Origin of the sequence: Halosimplex litoreum (assembly GCF_016065055.1) — an archaeon.
In the GTDB taxonomy this organism is placed as follows: domain Archaea; phylum Halobacteriota; class Halobacteria; order Halobacteriales; family Haloarculaceae; genus Halosimplex; species Halosimplex litoreum.
In genome coordinates, this window is the sequence record NZ_CP065856.1 from 2,136,665 (window position 1) to 2,153,789 (window position 17,125).

The following is a 17,125-nucleotide window of genomic DNA, read 5'->3' on the forward strand; positions in this document are numbered from 1 at the left end:
GGAAAACGAGTCGGTCGATAGACGGCAGCGTGTCCGGGCGGTTCGAGGGCTCAGACGTTTCGGTCGCGGATCGCGGCGCGGGCAGCGACGTCGGCGACGGCGGCGCCGCGGTCGGCGGTGCGGGTGAGGTGGTCGAGCGCGCGCGCCAGCGCGACGGTCGCGGCGGTCGAGCCGTCGAAGGGCGCTGTCGCCTCGTCGAACAGCGCCGCGTCGACCGCCTCGATTTCGGCGACGGCCCGCTCGTGGCCGCCGAGCGCGATCGCGGTCAGGTCCTCGTCGGCGTCGTCGAGCACGGCCGTCGTCGCGTCGTCGACGACGGTTCGGGCGGCTTCGGCCGCGTCGCGTACGTTCTCGGCCACGGGGTCGGGGAGCGATTCGGGGAGCCGGCGAGCGGCGCGGGCGACGCCGACGCCCCGGCGGGCGACCCCTTCGAGCTGACGGGCGGTGACGTAGTAGTCGAACAGCGTCGGGCGGGTGAGCCCGAGGCGGTCGATCTCCTCCAGCGAGACGAGCGACCGCGAGAGGTGGCGGGCGACCATCCGAAAGAGTCGATCGGCCTCGTCGGCGCGCCCGCGGAGCCGCTCGTAAGCGTCGGCGTCGGCGGCGACCAGTGCGTCCGTCGCGGATCGGTGGATCGACAGCGCCGTGAACTGCAGCTGGACGACCGACTGGCGGACGGAGACGTTCGCGGCGTCGAGGAGGTGCTGGACGGTGATCTCCGTCTCGTTGGTGACCAGCAGGTCGGTCCCGACGAGGTTGCGGACGACCGAGCGGGCGGCCCGGCGCTGCTCGTCGGTGAACGACTCGACCGGTTCGAGCGTGACCGTCTCGAAGCCGACGGCGTGGGCGGCCTGAAGCGCACGGCGGACCAGGGCGGGCTCGTCGCCGTCGACGACGACCGTCGCCGCCGCCAGCTCGTCGACGTCCTTCTCGGCGGCCCGGAGGACGATCGAGTCGTCGCCGTGGGTGGCCAGGTACAGCTCCATGCCCGCCTCGAGCTGGTGGTCGTTCGCCCACTCTTTGGGGATCGACACCGTGTACGTGCCGCCGCCGACCTGTTGGAGTTTGCGCGTCTGCATCAGTACAGCAACTCGGGGTCCGTCTCGATCATGTACAGCGTCCGCGCGGCGACGTTGACCCCGTGGTCGCCGACGCGTTCGAGGTCCCGGATCGTCAACAGCAGCCGAGACACGTCGTCCAGTACCCGCTCGACCGCCCACGAGTCCTCGCCGGCCTCGCCTTCGAGGAGGTCGCGAACGACCCGCTCGCTGGCGCGCTGGCAGTGGGCGTCGAGCTCGTCGTCGCGAGCGGCGACCGCGCGACAGCCGTCGGCGTCACCCGTTTCGTAGGCGTCCAGCGCCGCGGACACCTGGTCGCGAGCGTCGGCGCCGATGGCCTGCACGTCCACCTCGTCGGCCGGCCGCTCGGCCGCCAGCGCGTAGCGGCCGAGGTTGGTCGCCAGGTCGCCAACGCGTTCCAGGTCCGTCAGGATCTTGAACGAGGCGGCGACGAACCGCAGGTCGGAGGCGACGGGCTGCTGGAGCGCGAGCAGGTCGACGCAGTCGCCCTCCAGGTCGAGATACCGGTCGTTGATCGCCGCGTCGCCGTCGATCACGTCCTCGGCGAGGCCGTCGTCGCCCTTCGTCAGCGCGGTCAACCCGTCATCGAGCTGCGCGAGCACGTCGTCGCCCAGCGCGCAGACGTCGGTCCGCAGGTCGTCGAGCGCCGCCTGGTACCCCTCGCGCGTCACTGCGATCACCCGAACTTCCCGGTGACGTAGTCCTCGACGCGCTGGCTCTCGGGGTTCTCGAAGATCTTCTCGGTGTCGTCGTACTCGACCAGCTCGCCGCCGGTCAGGAAGACGGCCGTCTGGTCGGAGATACGCGCCGCCTGCTGCATGTTGTGCGTGACGACGACGACCGTGTAGTCCTTCGCCAGCTCCTCGATGAGGTCCTCGATCTTCGAGGTAGCGACCGGATCCAGCGCGGAGGCGGGCTCGTCCATGAGGATCACGTCGGGGTCGACCGCCAGACAGCGAGCGATACAGAGCCGCTGTTGCTGGCCGCCCGACAGGCCCATCGCGTTGTCGTCCAGCCGGTCTTCGACCTCGTCCCAGATGGCCGCCTGTTCGAGCGCCCGGTGGACGAGTTCGTCGGCGTCCTCGCTGTCGTCGCGGCCGGTGAGCCGCGCGAGCAGCCCCGTGTCCAGATCGCCGTGCTTGCGCGGGCCGTAGGTGATGTTGTCGCGGATCGATTTGGGAAACGGGTTGGGTGCCTGGAACACCATGCCGACCTCCTTGCGAAGTTCCACGAGGTCGACGCCGTCCTGGTAGATCTCCTCGCCGTCGAGCTGCACGGAGCCGTCGATGGTGGCGGCCTTGATCCGATCGTTCATGCGGTTGAGGCAGCGCAGATACGTCGACTTGCCACAGCCGGAGGGGCCGATGAGCGCGGTGACGCTCTCCTCGGGGATGTCCATCGAGACGCCCTTCAGCGCGTGGTCGTCGCCGTAGTGGACGTCCAGATCCTCGACGCTGAGCTTCGCCTCGCCCTCGAAGGAGTAGTCGCTCCACTCCTCGCGGATCCGCTCGTCGGTCTCGCCCGTCGTCGTCTCCGACGAGCGCGCTGTGCTCTCGGCCTGTGGTTCTGTCTCACTCATAGGTCAGTTTGCTCCGGAAGTACTGTCGCGTGGCGATACCGACCGCGTAGAACGCGAGGACGACGCCCAGCAGGACCAGGGCGGTCCCCCAGCCGAAGGCGGTGATGTCGTTGACACCGGCGGTCTGGCCGGTGCCGGTCAGCACCACCTGGTACAGCTGGTAGGGCAGCGCCGTCGTCGCCTGCGTGAGTTCGGGATTGGTGACGAACGGCGGCGACAGCGACAGCTGGAAGCTGTTCAGCACCTTCGCCCGCTGGCCGGCGGGGACGAACGACCCGCCGCCCATCGTCAGCAACAGCGGGGCCGTCTCGCCGGCGATGCGGCCGACGCCGAGGATGACGCCGGTGACGACGCCCGGCATCGCCGCTGGGAGGACGACGCTGCGGATCGTCTGCCACTTCGAGACGCCCAGCGCCGCGCTGGCGTCGCGGTACTCGTCGGGCACCGCGATCATCGCCTCGCGGGCCGTGATGACCACCAGCGGCAGCAGCATGAACCCGAGAGTGATCATCCCCGACAGCAGTGACTTCTGGGGCTGGGGAGTGAACCGCGGCACCAGGAACGCGGCGCCGAACAGGCCGAACACGATGCTCGGCGTCGACCACAGCGCGTTCGTGGCGACCTCGACGACGTTGGTGAATCGGCCCTGTTCGGCGTACTCCGTGAGGAAGATGGCCGCGCCGACGCCCAGCGGCACCGACAGGACGACCGCGCCGATCACGAGCCAGGCGGTCCCGACGATGGCCGGGAAGACGCCCGTGATGTCGGTGAACAGGGACGCGCCGTTCATCAGGAACGGCCAGTACACCGGCCAGGCGACGTCGAAGCTGAATCCGAGCAGGCCGATGGTCGTGGCCGGGCCGACGCCGAGGCCGACCGCGATGCCCTCGGTGACCGGGCCGAAGCCCTTGAAGACGACGAAGGCGACCAGCGCGATCAGGATCGCGATGATCGCCATCGCGTTGAGATAGACGAGCAGGTACGCGCCGAGGTGGCGGCCGCGGGCGCCGAAGCCGCCGTAGGCTTTGGCGGCCGCCCAGCCGACGACCAGCGACGACGACATGACCGCGAACGGCGCGACCGTCCGCGCGAAGAACGTGACGGCCTGTGCGTCCGGGAAGTTCGCCGGCGACCACGACCACTCGGGGCCGACGATGCCGAGCAGGAAGATCAGCCCGAACAGGATCGCCAGCGCGCCGGCCGGCAGCGTCGAGCCGACGTCCTCCCGGGGGAGGGCTGTCGCGAAGAACGCGGCGCCGCCGACAAGCAGTCCGCCGGCCAGCCCGCCGAGGAGGCCGAGCCCGAGCGTCTCGGCGGCGACGAGCGCGCCGATCAGCCCCCACAGGCCCGCGAACAGGCCCGCGGCGACGAGCCCGGCGCTCGCGCGGGGGTCGGTCGGGAAGATTCCCCGGTAGGAGATCAGGCCGAACCCGCCCACCGCGACGCCCATCAGGACCAGCAGCAGGCCCAGCGTGGTCAGCGTCGGCAGGCCGACGAGCGTCCCGGTGATCGAGACGAGTTCGACGGTGGCCGCCAGTCCGAGGAAAAAGAGGACGGCGGCCAGGCCGACGGTCAGCGCGGCGACCGTCTCGTAGGTCGAGGTGTCGCCGCGGACGACCGACGACTCGGTGGCGCCCGCCATCACTCGACACCCCCGACCTTCCGGTCCATGCGACGTTCGATCAGCTGCGAGCCGATGCTGAGGAAGAGGACGGTGACGAAGAGGATGCAGCCGGCGACGAACAGCGCGTCCTTCTGGAACCCGCTGGAGGAGCCGTAGTTGGCCGCGATGAGGCTCGTGAGCGTCTCGAAGCCGTAAAAGACGTTGTACAGCGGCTCGGCGACCGTCGGCGTGTTGCGCAGCATGACGGTCGCGGCCATCGTCTCGCCGATGGCGCGACCGACGCCGAGCAGGACGGCGGCGGAGACGCCGGAGAAGGCGGTCGGGATGGTGACCGTCGTCATCGTCTGCCAGTCGGTCGTCCCGAGGGCGAGCGAGCCGCTTTTCATCGACTCGGGGACGCTGTTGATGGCGTCCTCGGCGACCGAGACGACCGTCGGCAGCGCCATCAGGCCGACGACGATACCGACGAACAGGTACGTCCCCTGGCCGACCAGGCTAAAGGCGTCGGATGCCCAGGGGCTCAGCACCGTGAACCCGAGGAAGCCGTAGACGATCGAGGGGATACCGGCGAGGATCTCGACGCCGGGCTTGACCACTTCGCGGACCGGCCCGGGGGCGATCTCCGAGATGAACAGGGCGGCCGCGACGCCGAGCGGGCCGGCGACGACGGTCGCGATGACCGTCACCAGCACCGTCCCCTGGATCATCGGGAGCATCGAGTACTGCTTGTCCGCCTGCGCGGGCGTCCAGGCGGTCGTGGTGAACATCTCCAGTCCGGGCACCCAGATCCCGAACACCGTACCGCTCTCGTCCTGGAGGATCGGCCACGCCTCGTAGAAGATGAAGAAGGTGATCAGCGCGAGGATGACCACCGTCGAGACCGTCATCGCGAGCGTGACGCCGCGGGCGGCCAGCTCCTGGTGGCGCAGCCACCCGTACGTCACCGCCATCAGGAAGCCGAGGGCGAACAGCGAGGTGTACGGCGAGGTCGCGAGGAAGCCGACGAACGCGCTCACCAGCGACAGCGCGCCGATCGCACCCGCAGCTACCGCGTCGTTTTCAGTGTCCTGTACGAACTCCCGGAACCGAGCGAGCCGAGACGCCAGTCGGGACTGCCATCCGTCGGGGTCTCTCTGTTGGTTTGTTGCCATGGTATCGAAAGAAAGCCGCGCGGCCGCTCGGCTCAGGCGGTGTCGGGGAGCTTCCCGAGTTCGGCTTCGAGGTCGGCGGTCGGCAGCGGGATGTAGTTGTTGTCCTCGACGAACACCTGCTGGCCGAACTGCGTCAGGAACATCCGCATGAACGCGCCCTCACGCATGTCCGTGCCGCTCGGGGTGTCCTCGGTGATCTGCGTGTACATGTGCAGGTCACGGTTGAGCGGGTAGGCGCTGTCGAAGATGGTGTTCTCGGCGTCCTTGCTGGTCTCGTAGACCGTGCCGTCGAACTCCAGCGCGATGGGGCGGACGGCGTCGCCGGTGAAGGCCAGCGCCATGTACGCGATGGCGCCCTCGTTCTGGCGGACGAGCTGGGCGACGCCCTGGTTCTGGCCCTGGCGGGTGTCGACGCCCGGCATCTCGGCCTCGGCGTCGCCGAGCATGTTCAGCCGGAAGGAGGTGTCCGTGCCCGACCCGACCGCGCGGCCGATGCAGAAGATCTCCTGGTCGGGGCCGCCGATCTCCGACCAGTTGGTGATCTCGTCCTGGTAGATCTTGCGGACCTGCTCGGCGGTGAGCTGGTCGATCCCGGCGTCGTAGATGTCCTGACTCACGACGATCGGCTGGCCGTCGCGGCCGAGGACGTGGTCGACGACCTCCTCGTCGCGCTTCTCCTCGCTCCAGTCGAGCTCGGCCGTGATCGGGCCCGAGGAGTTGCCGATGTCGACGAGGCCGTTCGTGACCGCCTCACAGCCGGTCCCCGAGTGGCTCAGGCCGATGGTCGCGCGGTAGGGCGGGCTCGAACGCGTCTCGGTCGCCTCGAAGCCGTACTGGGTCGCGAAGTAGTCCGCGAGGTGCATGTCCGTCTCGATCTCCGACCAGCCGGGGACCGAGCCCGAGTCGTTGGCGCCCCAGTACTCGCCGTCGCTCGGCGGGGCGTTCCCGTTCCAGTAGGAGGCGCCCTTGTTCGCGATCGGGTAGACCGTTGAGGAGCCCTCGCCGGTCAGCAGCGACGGCTCGTTCGATCCGCTGCTGGAGGCGTCGCCGCCCGTCCCCTCGTCGCTCGACGACCCGTCGGACCCGTCCGAGGACCCGTCGGACGAGCCGCCGTCGTCGTTCTCCGGCTCCGGCGTCGCCGTGTCCTCGTCCCCACCGCTCGAACAGCCCGCCAGCCCCGCCGCACCGATGGCACCGGATGTCAGCAGGAACTTGCGTCGTGATACCCTGTCCGCCGGACGCTCCGAATCTCGCGTCATCACTTCAGTCGAGTCGGGACCTAAGTAAACGGGTTTATAATAGGGGTACCACCTGGTACGAGACCCCTCTGAGCGGTACGATCCAGTGGGTGTGAGAATAGTCTGCAGGGGTCGGTACGTAGCGATATATAGTTCGGCGTTTATCGGGAGACAGCGGCGGTCTCATACGGAGTATTGTGAGACAGTCCGGGGTCGAACGCGCGCACTCGCACGGTCGACCCGCTAAGCGCTCGCGATAATCCGTATCACCGCTCGTCGACCAGCGGAGCGGCGGCGAGGCGGGCGGCGGCGATCCCGGTCAGGCCGCGTGCGGTCGCCGAATCGGCCGCGCGGCGTGCGTGAGCGGTCTCCAGCCCGACGCTGTCGGCGACGGGCACCAGTCTGACGGTCGTCCCGTCGGGCGTCACGTCACAGAGGAGGTACGACTGCGGGAACGAACAGGTCGTCGGCGCCGCGATCTCGCGAACACCGTCAGAGCGCTGCTCCGACGACCTCTCGCTCGCACCGCTCGCGGGGACGCCGTCGGAACCGTCGTCCGACGAGCCGCCCGAAACCGCCGTCGTCGGGAGGTGGTAGTGGCCGCTGAGGACGAGGGGCACGTCGCCGCTGGCGAGCGTCTCGACGAGCGGCTCGGGATCGCGCATCGCCGGGATATCAGCCAGCTCGGGCTCGACGGCCGCGCGGTGGGCGTCGAGCTGGTCGGTCACCGCGGGGAGGTTGTGATGGATCAACACGATGGCAGTCCCCGCGTGCGAGAGCTGGTCGGCCAGCCACTCGCGCTGGTCGGCGTCGACGTGTCCCTCGTGGCTGTCGGTCAGGCGCTCGGCCGTTCCCGCGCTGTTGAGTCCGACCACGTCGAGGTCGCCCACCCGAACGCGGTAGGAGAGTCCGTCCGGCCCGCGAGCGACCGGGTCCTCGGGCGTGTAGCGCTCGACGAACCGTCCGAGCGTGGGCGTCTCGTGTTCGTCGCGCTCCTTCGGCACGTCGTGGTTGCCGGGGACGGCGTGGAAGGGAGCGTCGAGGTCAGCGAGGCTCTCGTCGACCGCCTCGTAGTTCCAGGGCTCGCCGTCCTTGGTCAGGTCGCCCGGCGAGAGCACCGCGTCCACGTCGCGCTCGGCGATATCGGCGAGGGCGGCCTCGAAGTGCGGGCGCGTCCGCTCGAACAGCTTCGAGGTGCCTTCCGCTCTGGTCGCGACGTGCGGGTCGGCGACGACCGCGATCCGCGTCGGCTCGCCGGCCGGCCGCGCCAGTCGCGCCAGTATCGTCCCGGGCCCGCCGGGACCGGTCGGCCGGCTCACGGGTCCTCCGGCAGGAAGTCCTCGGGGTGGTCGTGCCCGAACGTAGCCAGATGCGTGCCGTCGAGGAGTTCGACGTGCGAGTGGAGCCGCCCCCGCTCGCGGGCCGCGGCGGCGAGGTCGGCCGCCGCCGGTTGTCCGAGGTCGACCCCGCCGACCAGCAGGACGGCCAGTCGGCGCTCGGGGTCGCTCACGCGCGTCACCAGGAATAGATCCGTGCCGACCCGGCGCCGAAACGCCGCCGACTGCCCGAACTCGCCGCGCTCGGCGACCGCGGGGAGCGACTCTCCCACGCCGTCCGGGGCGAGATACACCAGCCCGGAGCGGTCGGTCTCGCCCGCGCCGGGCGCGAGCGGGGCGACGTGGCCCGCGCGGACGACGACGACCTCCCAGCCGTCCGTCCGCAGCTCCTCGGCCATCTCGTTGGCTTCCCGTACTGTCCGTCCCCAGGGAGACGTCTCGCCGTCCGTATCGACCGACATACCTGTGCCTCTCACTGCTGGCGTATGGGTGTTACGAACGTATGGATAAATAGACTATATTGATGAATATACCTATAATTCTGACCCGTATCTAAACGTATTACGAGTCAAAACCTACTTAATTGCTCGATAAAACAATCCTACCGATGCCAGAAAAACAGACTCGGCGTCGGTTCCTCACTGCGGCGGGCGCGGGTGCCGCGTCCCTGCTGGCCGGCTGTGGAAGCGACACGTCGGCGCCGACCGACGGTTCGGGTGACGGTTCGAACGAGGACGGTTCGGGTGACGGCTCCAGCGGGTCGGACGGCTCCGACGGCGGTGACGGGTCGGACGGCTCCGGCGGCGACGGCGAGTCGGACGACGACTCCGAGGAGACCTCGGGCGGGTCCGCCGGCGGCGTCCTCGACATGATGGCGACCGGGAACATCCAGACGCTGGACCCCATCAACGCGAAGGGGTCGGGCGCGGGCTACGACCAGTACGGTCGCTCGCTCATGGAGTTCCGGAACGGGCAGTACCCCCCGGAACCGGCGCTGGCCGAGGGCTACGAGCTGTCGGAAGACGGGCTGACCTACACCTTCGACCTCAAGCAGGGCGTGACCTTCCACGACGGGTCGGAGCTGACCGCCGAGGACGTGGTCTATTCGTTCCGCCGGCTCGCCGAGTCCGAGAACTCGCGCAACCAGGACGACATCATCGGCGAGACGATGCGCATCCAGCACGAACGGGACGCCGCCCTGACGACCCCCTCGGGCGAGGCGACGGCCGACGACATCGTCCCCGGGTCGCTGGCGGTCGAGGCGGTCGACGACTACACCTTCGAGATGACGCTCGCCTCGCCGTTCCAGTACACGCTCTTCCAGATCTCCGGCGGCGCGTTCGCGATCCTGCCGGCCAACGCGGTCGGCGACGTCGAGAGTTACGACGGCGAGTACAGCTACAACGAGTTCTTCAGCACGGAAGGCGACGGTCCGACCTACGCCGGGCTGGGCCCCTTCCAGGTCGACTCCTGGACGAAGGGCAGCCAGATCCAGCTGTCGGCGTTCGACGACTACTACGGCGAGGGCCCCGAGCTCGACGGGATCACCTACACCGTCGTCTCCGACGGCCAGACCCGCCTCAACCGCTTCCGCAACGGGAGCGCCCACATCATCGAGTCGCTGCCGACCGCGTCGTTCAACCCCGACAACGTCTCCATCGAGGAGCGCAACGGCAACCGCTCGGTCGGCACCTACTCCTTCGGGAACGGGACGACGGTCAACTACGGCGAGATCCCCGCGCTGACCACCGAGTACATCGTCTTCAACACGCTGAACGTCCCCCTGCCGGTCCGGCGGGCGTTCGCCTACGCGATGAACCAGCACGACATCGCCGAGAGCGTCTACAAGGGCACCGGCAAACCGGCCTACCACATCACGCCGCCCGCGCCGTACCCCACCTTCGAGGACGGCCAGTCCGGCGAGGCGTCCTACGACGCCCACGCCGAGAGCGGGGCCAACTCCAACACGGAGTTCGGCGCCGACGGCTACCCCTACGGCTACGGCGAGACGCTCCTCGACGAGGCCCGCGCGGTCATGGAGGAGGCGGGCTACGGTCCGGACAACCGCTTTTCGATCACGGCGACGACTATCTCCGGCGACGACGGCTACCGCCAGGTGTTCACGCGCCTCCAGCCGAAGCTCAACTCCGCGTACATCGACATGGAGATCACCGAGGCGAGCTTCGGGACGATCATCAGCCAGGCCATCTCCGGCTCGATGGAGGTGTTCGGCCTCGGCGACGGCATGGAGTACCCCGGCCCGCAGAACTTCCTGCGATTCCTCCACGGCTCGAACCCGAGCACGCAGTTCACTCGCTGGGGCGCCGAGGACAGCTACTACAGCGAGGAGTACCGCGGGATCGCCCGCGAGGCCTGGGACGAGAACTACGCCGCCGAAGGGACCACCCAGGAAGACCACAACGAGGCGTTCCAGACCGTCGAGGAGATCAACTGGGCGTCCGTTCAGGAACTGCCCTTCCTGCACCCCACCAGCCAGCGCCTGTGGCACGACTCCGTCGACGTCGAGATGTACGGCGTCATGGAGAACCAGACGTTCGACCAGGTCACGCTCGACGAGTGACGCGGGTCGGCCGGGCGTCGAGTCCCGGCCGACTGGCGGCTTCGACGCGACAGATTTCGATAGTTCACATGTATCTGCGACAGCGCGAGACGGGTTCGGGGCCCAGTCACCGAGAACAGCGACGACGGCGAGCGACCCGCGGGGGTGACCGCGGGTGAGCAGGCTGACGTACGTCGTCAAGCGGTTCCTGCTCGCGGTCCCGGTCGTCTGGCTCGGCACGACGATGACGTGGTTCATCGTCTTCATGGGTCCTATCGACCCCGCGACCAGGCTGCTCAGCCAGGGCCAGACCAGAAATCCCGCCGCCTACCGGGCTGCCCAGGAGCAGCTCGGGCTCGACACGCCGCCGCTGGAGCACTACGTCGAGTACATGACCAACTTGCTCACCTTCGACCTGGGCCAGACGTTCCTGCTCTACCAGGGGTCGTCGGTCAACGCGCTGATCCTCGATTTCCTGCCGCGGACGCTGTGGCTCGGCTTCTGGTCGGTGCTCATCGCCGTCCTGATCGGCGTGCCGCTGGGCTTTTACGCGGGGATGCGCTCGAACACGGCCGCCGACTACCTCGCGTCGTTCGGCGGTATCGTCTGGCGCGCCATGCCGAACTTCTGGCTGGCTATCATGCTGCTCGCGCTTTTGGGCAGCCTCCAGGGGCTGGTCGGGGTCAGCTGGCAGAACTTTCTCGTCCCCATCGACGCCATCTCCGGGAGCCCGGACATGTCCCGCATCGGGACCGTCGACGGCTTCCTCGCGGCGACCAAGAAGGTGTTACCCGCGGCGCTGGTACTCGGGTCGGCGTCGATGGGCAACGAGATGCGGATCGGGCGGACGGCCGTCCTCGAAGTGCGCAACGAGGACTTCGTCGACATGGCGAAGGCGAAGGGCGTCTCCGACCGCGCCCTCGTCTGGAAACACGTCCTGCGCAACGCACTGGTGCCGCTGGTGCCGATCATCACCAGCGAGGCGTTCCTGCTGATCGGCGGGTCGGTCCTCGTCGAGACCGTCTTCGGCATCAACGGCATCGGCTGGCTGTTCTTCCGGGCGGCCATCCAGGGCGACCTGCCGCTGGTCGGCACACTCATGTACGTCTTCATCCTCATCATCGTCGGCATCAACCTGGTACAGGACCTGCTGTACACGATCATCGACCCCCGGGTCGGACTGGAGGGCGCCTGAGATGGCGGGTACGACGGCCGACCCCGAACGCGCCTCGACCGCTCTTCCGACCGAGTCGCCGGCGCTCGTCTGGGCGGCCGCCGGCGTCGCGCTGTTCGCGCTGGAGTTCGGCGCGCTCGCGACCTTCCTGACCGGCATGGTCGCGGACGGCCTCGCGTTCGTCCCGCCGCTGGGCCCGGCCCAGCCGGTCGTCGCGACGCTGGTCGAGTGGGCGAACGCCGCCCAGTCCGTCGCCCGCGAGGTGCCGACGCTGCTCTCGCGGGAGACGGTCCCCAACGGCGGGTACTGGAACGGGAATCGGTGGGTCGGCACCTTCCTCGGACTGGAGCCCGCGATCGCCTGGGCGGTGCGGGTGGCGCTGGTCTACGGCTACGCCTTCGCCTGCGCCGGCTGGGCGGTCTTCGGCTACCGGCTCTACCGCCGGGAGATCCGCCCGACCGAGTGGAGCCCCCGGGACGACGTGGTCGATCGCTTCCGCTCGCACACCTGGGGGAAGTTCGGACTCCTCGTCGTGTTCATGTTCGTCGTCATGGCCGTCTTCGCGCCCGCGCTGGGGCCGACGACCGTCGAACAGAACATGCGCGACTCGTACTCCAACGAGATCAGCTACTGGAACAGCGACGTGGGAGAGGTCCAGACGACGCTGGTCGGCCAGGCCAACCTCGAATCCCAGTCGACCGGCACCAGCTCGCGGGTGATGCCCTTCTCCTACGACGATTACAACCGCTATCACCCGTTCGGGACGCTCCCGACCGGTCGGGATCTGTTCACCTTCATCGCCACCGGGTCGCGCATCTCGCTCATCATCGGCGTGCTCTCGGTCGGACTGAGCGCGTTGCTGGCCGCCTCGCTCGCGCTCGTAGCCGCCTACTACCGCGGTCGCGTCGACCTGGGGATGGTGTTGCTCTCGGACGCGGTGATGGCGATGCCGCAGCTACTGCTGTTGATCATGCTCACGCAGGTGCTCGCCGAGACCTGGATCGGCGGGATCTACAGCGGCGCGTTCGTCCTCGCGCTCATCTTCGCCGGCACCGGCTGGACGTACATGTGGCGGTCGGTCCGCGGCCCGGCCCTCCAGGTCGCCCAGCGCCAGTGGGTCGACGCCGCCCGCAGCTTCGGGCAGAAACCCCGGGTGATCATGCGTCGGCACATGCTGCCGTACATCACCGGCTACCTGCTCGTCTACGGGTCGATGACGCTCGGCGGCGCCATCATCGCCATCGCCGGCCTCTCCTTTTTGGGGCTGGGCGTCTCACCGCCCACGCCCGAGTGGGGCCGGGCGATCAACCTCGGTCAGGACTACGTCACGACCGGGTCGTGGCACATCTCGCTCGTCCCCGGGATCCTGATCACGATCGTGGTCACCGGGTTCAACGCGCTGGGCGACGGGGTCCGCGACGCCATCGACCCCCAGTCCGACAGCGCCGGCGGCGCCGCGGCCGGGCGAGGTGGTGGCGCGTGAGCGACGCCGAGCCGCTGCTGGCCGTCGAGGGCCTGCGGACCGTCTTCCACACTGACCGCGAGGAGATCCACGCCGTCGACGGCGTCTCCTTCGAGGTCCGCGCCGGCGAGACCGTCGGGCTGGTCGGCGAGTCCGGGTCGGGCAAGTCCGTCACCGCCCGCTCCATCCTCGGACTGGTCGACAGCCCCGGCGCGATCGAGGAGGGGTCGATCCGCTTCCGCGGCGAGGACCTCACCGAGGGCACCTGGGAGGCCCACCGCGGCGACATCGCCATCGTGTTCCAGGACCCCGGCAGCGCGCTGAACCCCGTCTACACCGTCGGCAACCAGATCCACGAAGCGCTGAAGATCCACCAGGACCTCCGCGGGCGCGAGGCCCGCGACCGTGCGGTCGAACTCCTCGAAGACGTGGGTATCCCCGACGCCGCGACGCGGGTGGGTGAGTACCCCCATCAGCTGTCGGGCGGCATGCAACAGCGGGCGGTCATCGCGATGGCGCTGGCCTGCGACCCCGACCTGCTCGTCTGCGACGAGCCGACGACCGCGCTGGACGTGACCATCCAGGCGCAGATCCTCGACCTGCTCGCCGAGTTGCAGCGCGAGGAGGACCTGGCGATCCTCTTTATCACCCACGACATGGGCGTCATCGAGGACGCCACCGACCGGGTGAACGTCGTCTACGCCGGCGAGGTGGTCGAGCGCGCGCCGACCGACGCGCTGTTCGAGACGCCACAGCATCCCTACACGCGGGCACTGTTACGGTCGATCCCCGGACGGACGCCGCCGGACGAGCCCCTGCCGACCATCGCGGGCGAAGTGCCGACGCCGACGGGACCGGCCACCGACTGCCGGTTCGCCCCGCGGTGTCCCGAGGCGTTCGGTGCCTGTCGGGAGGTCGACCCCGAGCACGAGAACGTGGGCACGGCGGGCGTCGACCGGACCGCTGCCTGTCTGCTCCACGACGACCGTTATCCGAACGGCACCGACCTGGACGGGCGTTCGGGGGAGTCGACGCGTGACGGCGTCCGGTCCGACGGGGGTGAGGACGCGTGAGTCCCGATCCGGCGACCGGCCAGACCGCGACCCACGACGACCCGGCGGCAGCCGACCGAGGCGACCGGCTAGTGTCGGTGCGCGAGCTGCGGACCTACTACGACGAGCGGACGCTGCTCTCGCGGTCGCCACCGGTCAAGGCCGTCGACGGCGTCTCCCTCGACCTGTTCGAGGGTGAGACGCTCGGGCTGGTCGGCGAGTCTGGCTGTGGCAAGACGACGTTCGGCCGCACGCTCGTCGGCCTGGAGGACGCGACGAGCGGGACCGTCGAGGTCGAGGGTCGCGACGTGACCGACGGCGACGACGCCGACTGGCGGCGCCGCGTCGGCATGGTGTTCCAGGACCCCGACGAGAGCCTCAACGACCGCCAGACCGTCGGCCAGATCGTTCGCGAACCGCTGGAGGCACAGGGCTGGCCGCGGCTCTCGGTCGCCGTCGAGGGCGTCCCCGAGGCGACGGTCTCGGGGTCCGGCCCGGTCGTGGGCGGACGCGTCGAGAGCGAACGCGTCGAGAGCGGTGGTAGCGCGACGGCGGACGTGACGAGCCGGGCCGGCGAGTCCGACGCGGCGAGCGTCACCGGCGACCCAGAGAACGGCCCGGACGTGGCGGTCGACCTCGCTGGTGGGACCCACGAGGTGTCGGTCCGCGAGCGGCTCCCGCTGACGGCCGAGGACGTGACGGTGTCGGTCGACCGCGGCGAGCGCCCGACCGTGTCGGTGCGCGTCGGGAAGTCCGTCGCCGAGCTGCGCCGCGACCGCGCCGAGGAACTGCTCGCTCGCGTCGGGCTCGGCGAGGAGCACGTCCGGCGGTACCCCCACCAGTTCTCCGGCGGGCAGCGCCAGCGGGTCGGTATCGCCCGTGCGCTGGCGCTCGAACCCGACTTCCTCGTGCTCGACGAGCCCGTGAGCGCGCTGGACGTGAGCGTCCAGGCGCGGATCATCAACCTGCTGGAGGAGATCCAGGACGACCTGGGGCTGACGTACCTCTTCATCGCCCACGACCTCTCGGTCGTCCGCCACATCGCCGACCGGGTCGCGGTGATGTACCTCGGTAACGTGGTCGAACTCGGGTCGACGGAGTCGGTGTTCGCCGACCCCAGTCACCCCTACACGCTGTCGCTGCTGTCGGCGATCCCCGGCAGCGGCTCGCCGTGGGACGGCGAGCGGGTGACCCTCCGCGGGACGCCGCCGAGCCCGCGGGACCCGCCGTCGGGGTGCCCGTTCGCGACGCGCTGCCCGGCGAAGATCCGCTCCGACGAGTTCGACCTCCCGGAGGACACCTGGCGGGCGCTCGACGAGTTACGGGTCGTCTTCCGGACGCGCGCCCGCTCGGAGGACTCCGTCGCCGAACGAGCGCGTGCGCTGGTCGGCCTGCCCGTCGACGCCGAGGCCATCGACGACGCGGCCGACGAACTCCTGAGCGAGGTCGACCTCCCTCCGGCGGCCCGGTCGGTCGTCGACGAGGCCGTCGACCTCGCGACGGCCGGCGAGGACCGCGCGGCCGCCGACCGGCTGCGCGAGGCGTTCGGGTCCCGTTGTGACGCGGAGGCGCCCGACGCCTACGCGACCGGCGACGGCGAGCGCGAGAGCCGGTGTCTCCGCTCGGAGGACGGGTCCCGCGGGGTCGCCGAGACCGTCGCCGACCGGGAGCGGGGGTCCGGCGGCGGCGCGGACGACCGTTCCGGCGGGGGCGAGGGTGACTGACGCCGCCGAGCGGCGGGCGGTCGCCGAACGGGCCGCTCGCGCCGGCGGCGAGGTCGCCGCGTCGCTGTTCCGCGAGGACCTGGCCGTCGAGACGAAGGACAACGAGACGGACTACGTGACGCGGGCCGACCGCGAGGCCCAGGAGGCGGTGACTGCGGTCCTCCGCGAGCGGTACCCGACCGAGCCGGTCGTCGGCGAGGAGGCCGAGGCGCGCAAGACCGTCCCCGAACGCGGGCCGGCGTGGGTCGTCGATCCGATCGACGGGAGTCACAACTACGTCCGCGGCGGTCGCGTCTGGGGCACCTGCGTCGCCGCCGTCCGCGACGGCGAACCGGTCGCCGCGGCGACGGTCTGTCCCGCACTGGGCGACGCCTACGTCGCCGGCGACGGGTCGACCGAGCGCAACGGACGCGTCGTCGGCGTCAGCGACCGCTCGAACCCGGCGACCTGTAGCGTCGCGCCGACGGTCTGGTGGCCCAGCGATCGCCGCGACGAGTTCGCCCGCGCGAGCGAGGCGGTCGTCACTCGCTTCGGCGACCTCCGGCGGCCGGGCTCGGTTCAGGTCGCGCTCGCGCAGGTCGCCGCCGGCCGCCTCGACGGCGCGGTCACCAACGTCGCGGTCAACCCCTGGGACAGTCTCGCCGGCGTCCACCTCGTCCGTCGGGCCGGCGGCCGCGTCACCGACCTGTCGGGCGACCCCTGGCGCCACGACGCGACGGGGCTGGTCGCGTCGAACGGCGCGGTCCACGACGCCGTGCTCGCGGCCGCGAGAGAGATCTGAACTCCTCGCGGCGGATCTCGATAGCCGTGCAGTGATCTATGTAGCCCCACGGGACGGTCTTAGCGAGATACTTCCCGCGCGACGCGAGATGTCCGGTGGCGTGTCCGGGCTGTCAGGCATGCACCATCTCTCGGGCGGTCCGCCGCTCCCGCGAACCGTTCGAATCCCCGCACGCCGGTGGGCCGCGGGTGGACCGCACCCCGATCGCTCACCGTTCGGCGCCGGTCGACCGTCGGCCGTCCGAGCTCCCCGGCCGACACGTCGCCGGTCTCGGTTCGACTATAGACCGCTACGTACCCGCTGGTAGTAGTAATATAAACCGCCTACATAGTCGGTCGGAATCCTCTACCTATGTGTTCCGACC

Annotated in this window: 14 protein-coding genes; 6 read left to right on the plus strand and 8 right to left on the minus strand. The window is 69.8% G+C overall.

Annotated elements, in window-relative coordinates:
- Nucleotides 1-50: 50 nt before the first annotated feature.
- The 8 genes from I7X12_RS10640 to I7X12_RS10675 form a co-directional block, all read right to left on the minus strand.
- On the minus strand, nucleotides 51-1,079 hold the full coding sequence (locus tag I7X12_RS10640) for an AbrB/MazE/SpoVT family DNA-binding domain-containing protein (RefSeq protein ID WP_198060064.1): 1,029 nt from the start codon (nucleotides 1,077-1,079) through the stop codon (nucleotides 51-53).
- Complete coding sequence (gene phoU / locus I7X12_RS10645; protein ID WP_198063848.1) at nucleotides 1,079-1,750, minus strand: phosphate signaling complex protein PhoU; 672 nt, start codon at nucleotides 1,748-1,750, stop codon at nucleotides 1,079-1,081. The genes I7X12_RS10640 and phoU overlap by 1 nt, the downstream gene beginning before the upstream one ends.
- A gap of 5 nt (nucleotides 1,751-1,755) precedes the next feature.
- Nucleotides 1,756-2,658, minus strand: a complete 903-nt coding sequence (gene pstB / locus I7X12_RS10650) for a phosphate ABC transporter ATP-binding protein PstB (protein ID WP_198060065.1) — start codon at nucleotides 2,656-2,658, stop codon at nucleotides 1,756-1,758.
- Nucleotides 2,651-4,300: a phosphate ABC transporter permease PstA gene (gene pstA, locus I7X12_RS10655; protein WP_198060066.1), complete on the minus strand. Its 1,650-nt coding sequence runs from the start codon at nucleotides 4,298-4,300 to the stop codon at nucleotides 2,651-2,653. Before pstA ends, pstB begins: the two co-directional genes overlap by 8 nt.
- The gene (gene pstC / locus I7X12_RS10660; protein WP_232342789.1) at nucleotides 4,300-5,433 is read right to left on the minus strand and encodes a phosphate ABC transporter permease subunit PstC; all 1,134 of its coding nucleotides are present in this window, start codon (nucleotides 5,431-5,433) and stop codon (nucleotides 4,300-4,302) included. The genes pstA and pstC overlap by 1 nt, the downstream gene beginning before the upstream one ends.
- Before the next feature lie 32 nt (nucleotides 5,434-5,465).
- Nucleotides 5,466-6,692, minus strand: a complete 1,227-nt coding sequence (locus tag I7X12_RS10665) for a PstS family phosphate ABC transporter substrate-binding protein (protein ID WP_198060067.1) — start codon at nucleotides 6,690-6,692, stop codon at nucleotides 5,466-5,468.
- 245 nt (nucleotides 6,693-6,937) lie between these two features.
- Entirely contained in the window at nucleotides 6,938-7,990 is a 1,053-nt protein-coding gene (locus tag I7X12_RS10670) for a metallophosphoesterase family protein (protein ID WP_198060068.1), read from the minus strand.
- Nucleotides 7,987-8,469, minus strand: coding sequence for a DUF7529 family protein (locus tag I7X12_RS10675; RefSeq protein WP_198060069.1), 483 nt, complete (start codon nucleotides 8,467-8,469; stop codon nucleotides 7,987-7,989). Before I7X12_RS10675 ends, I7X12_RS10670 begins: the two co-directional genes overlap by 4 nt.
- Nucleotides 8,470-8,615: 146 nt before the next feature.
- Between I7X12_RS10675 and I7X12_RS10680 the strand changes: the two genes are divergently transcribed.
- The 6 genes from I7X12_RS10680 to I7X12_RS10705 all read left to right on the plus strand — a co-directional run bounded on the left by I7X12_RS10680 (nucleotide 8,616) and on the right by I7X12_RS10705 (nucleotide 16,761).
- Nucleotides 8,616-10,589: an ABC transporter substrate-binding protein gene (locus tag I7X12_RS10680; protein ID WP_198060070.1), complete on the plus strand. Its 1,974-nt coding sequence runs from the start codon at nucleotides 8,616-8,618 to the stop codon at nucleotides 10,587-10,589.
- 154 nt (nucleotides 10,590-10,743) lie between these two features.
- Nucleotides 10,744-11,763: an ABC transporter permease gene (locus tag I7X12_RS10685; RefSeq protein ID WP_198060071.1), complete on the plus strand. Its 1,020-nt coding sequence runs from the start codon at nucleotides 10,744-10,746 to the stop codon at nucleotides 11,761-11,763.
- A gap of 1 nt (nucleotide 11,764) precedes the next feature.
- Nucleotides 11,765-13,225, plus strand: coding sequence for an ABC transporter permease (locus tag I7X12_RS10690; RefSeq protein WP_198060072.1), 1,461 nt, complete (start codon nucleotides 11,765-11,767; stop codon nucleotides 13,223-13,225).
- Nucleotides 13,222-14,277, plus strand: coding sequence for an ABC transporter ATP-binding protein (locus I7X12_RS10695; protein ID WP_232342790.1), 1,056 nt, complete (start codon nucleotides 13,222-13,224; stop codon nucleotides 14,275-14,277). The genes I7X12_RS10690 and I7X12_RS10695 overlap by 4 nt, the downstream gene beginning before the upstream one ends.
- Complete coding sequence (locus I7X12_RS10700) at nucleotides 14,274-15,980, plus strand: ABC transporter ATP-binding protein (protein ID WP_198060073.1); 1,707 nt, start codon at nucleotides 14,274-14,276, stop codon at nucleotides 15,978-15,980. Before I7X12_RS10695 ends, I7X12_RS10700 begins: the two co-directional genes overlap by 4 nt.
- A complete protein-coding gene (locus I7X12_RS10705; protein WP_198060074.1) occupies nucleotides 15,973-16,761 on the plus strand; it encodes an inositol monophosphatase family protein in 789 nt (262 codons plus the stop codon). The genes I7X12_RS10700 and I7X12_RS10705 overlap by 8 nt, the downstream gene beginning before the upstream one ends.
- Nucleotides 16,762-17,125 lie beyond the last annotated feature (364 nt).

Coding starts and splice junctions, on each gene's coding strand:
- I7X12_RS10640 (WP_198060064.1), bottom strand. CDS start 1,079: ATGCAGACGCGCAAACTCCAACAGGTCGGCGGCGGCACGTACACGGTG.
- pstB (WP_198060065.1), bottom strand. CDS start 2,658: ATGAGTGAGACAGAACCACAGGCCGAGAGCACAGCGCGCTCGTCGGAG.
- pstA (WP_198060066.1), bottom strand. CDS start 4,300: ATGGCGGGCGCCACCGAGTCGTCGGTCGTCCGCGGCGACACCTCGACC.
- pstC (WP_232342789.1), bottom strand. CDS start 5,433: ATGGCAACAAACCAACAGAGAGACCCCGACGGATGGCAGTCCCGACTG.
- I7X12_RS10665 (WP_198060067.1), bottom strand. CDS start 6,692: ATGACGCGAGATTCGGAGCGTCCGGCGGACAGGGTATCACGACGCAAG.
- I7X12_RS10675 (WP_198060069.1), bottom strand. CDS start 8,469: ATGTCGGTCGATACGGACGGCGAGACGTCTCCCTGGGGACGGACAGTA.
- I7X12_RS10680 (WP_198060070.1), top strand. CDS start 8,616: ATGCCAGAAAAACAGACTCGGCGTCGGTTCCTCACTGCGGCGGGCGCG.
- I7X12_RS10690 (WP_198060072.1), top strand. CDS start 11,765: ATGGCGGGTACGACGGCCGACCCCGAACGCGCCTCGACCGCTCTTCCG.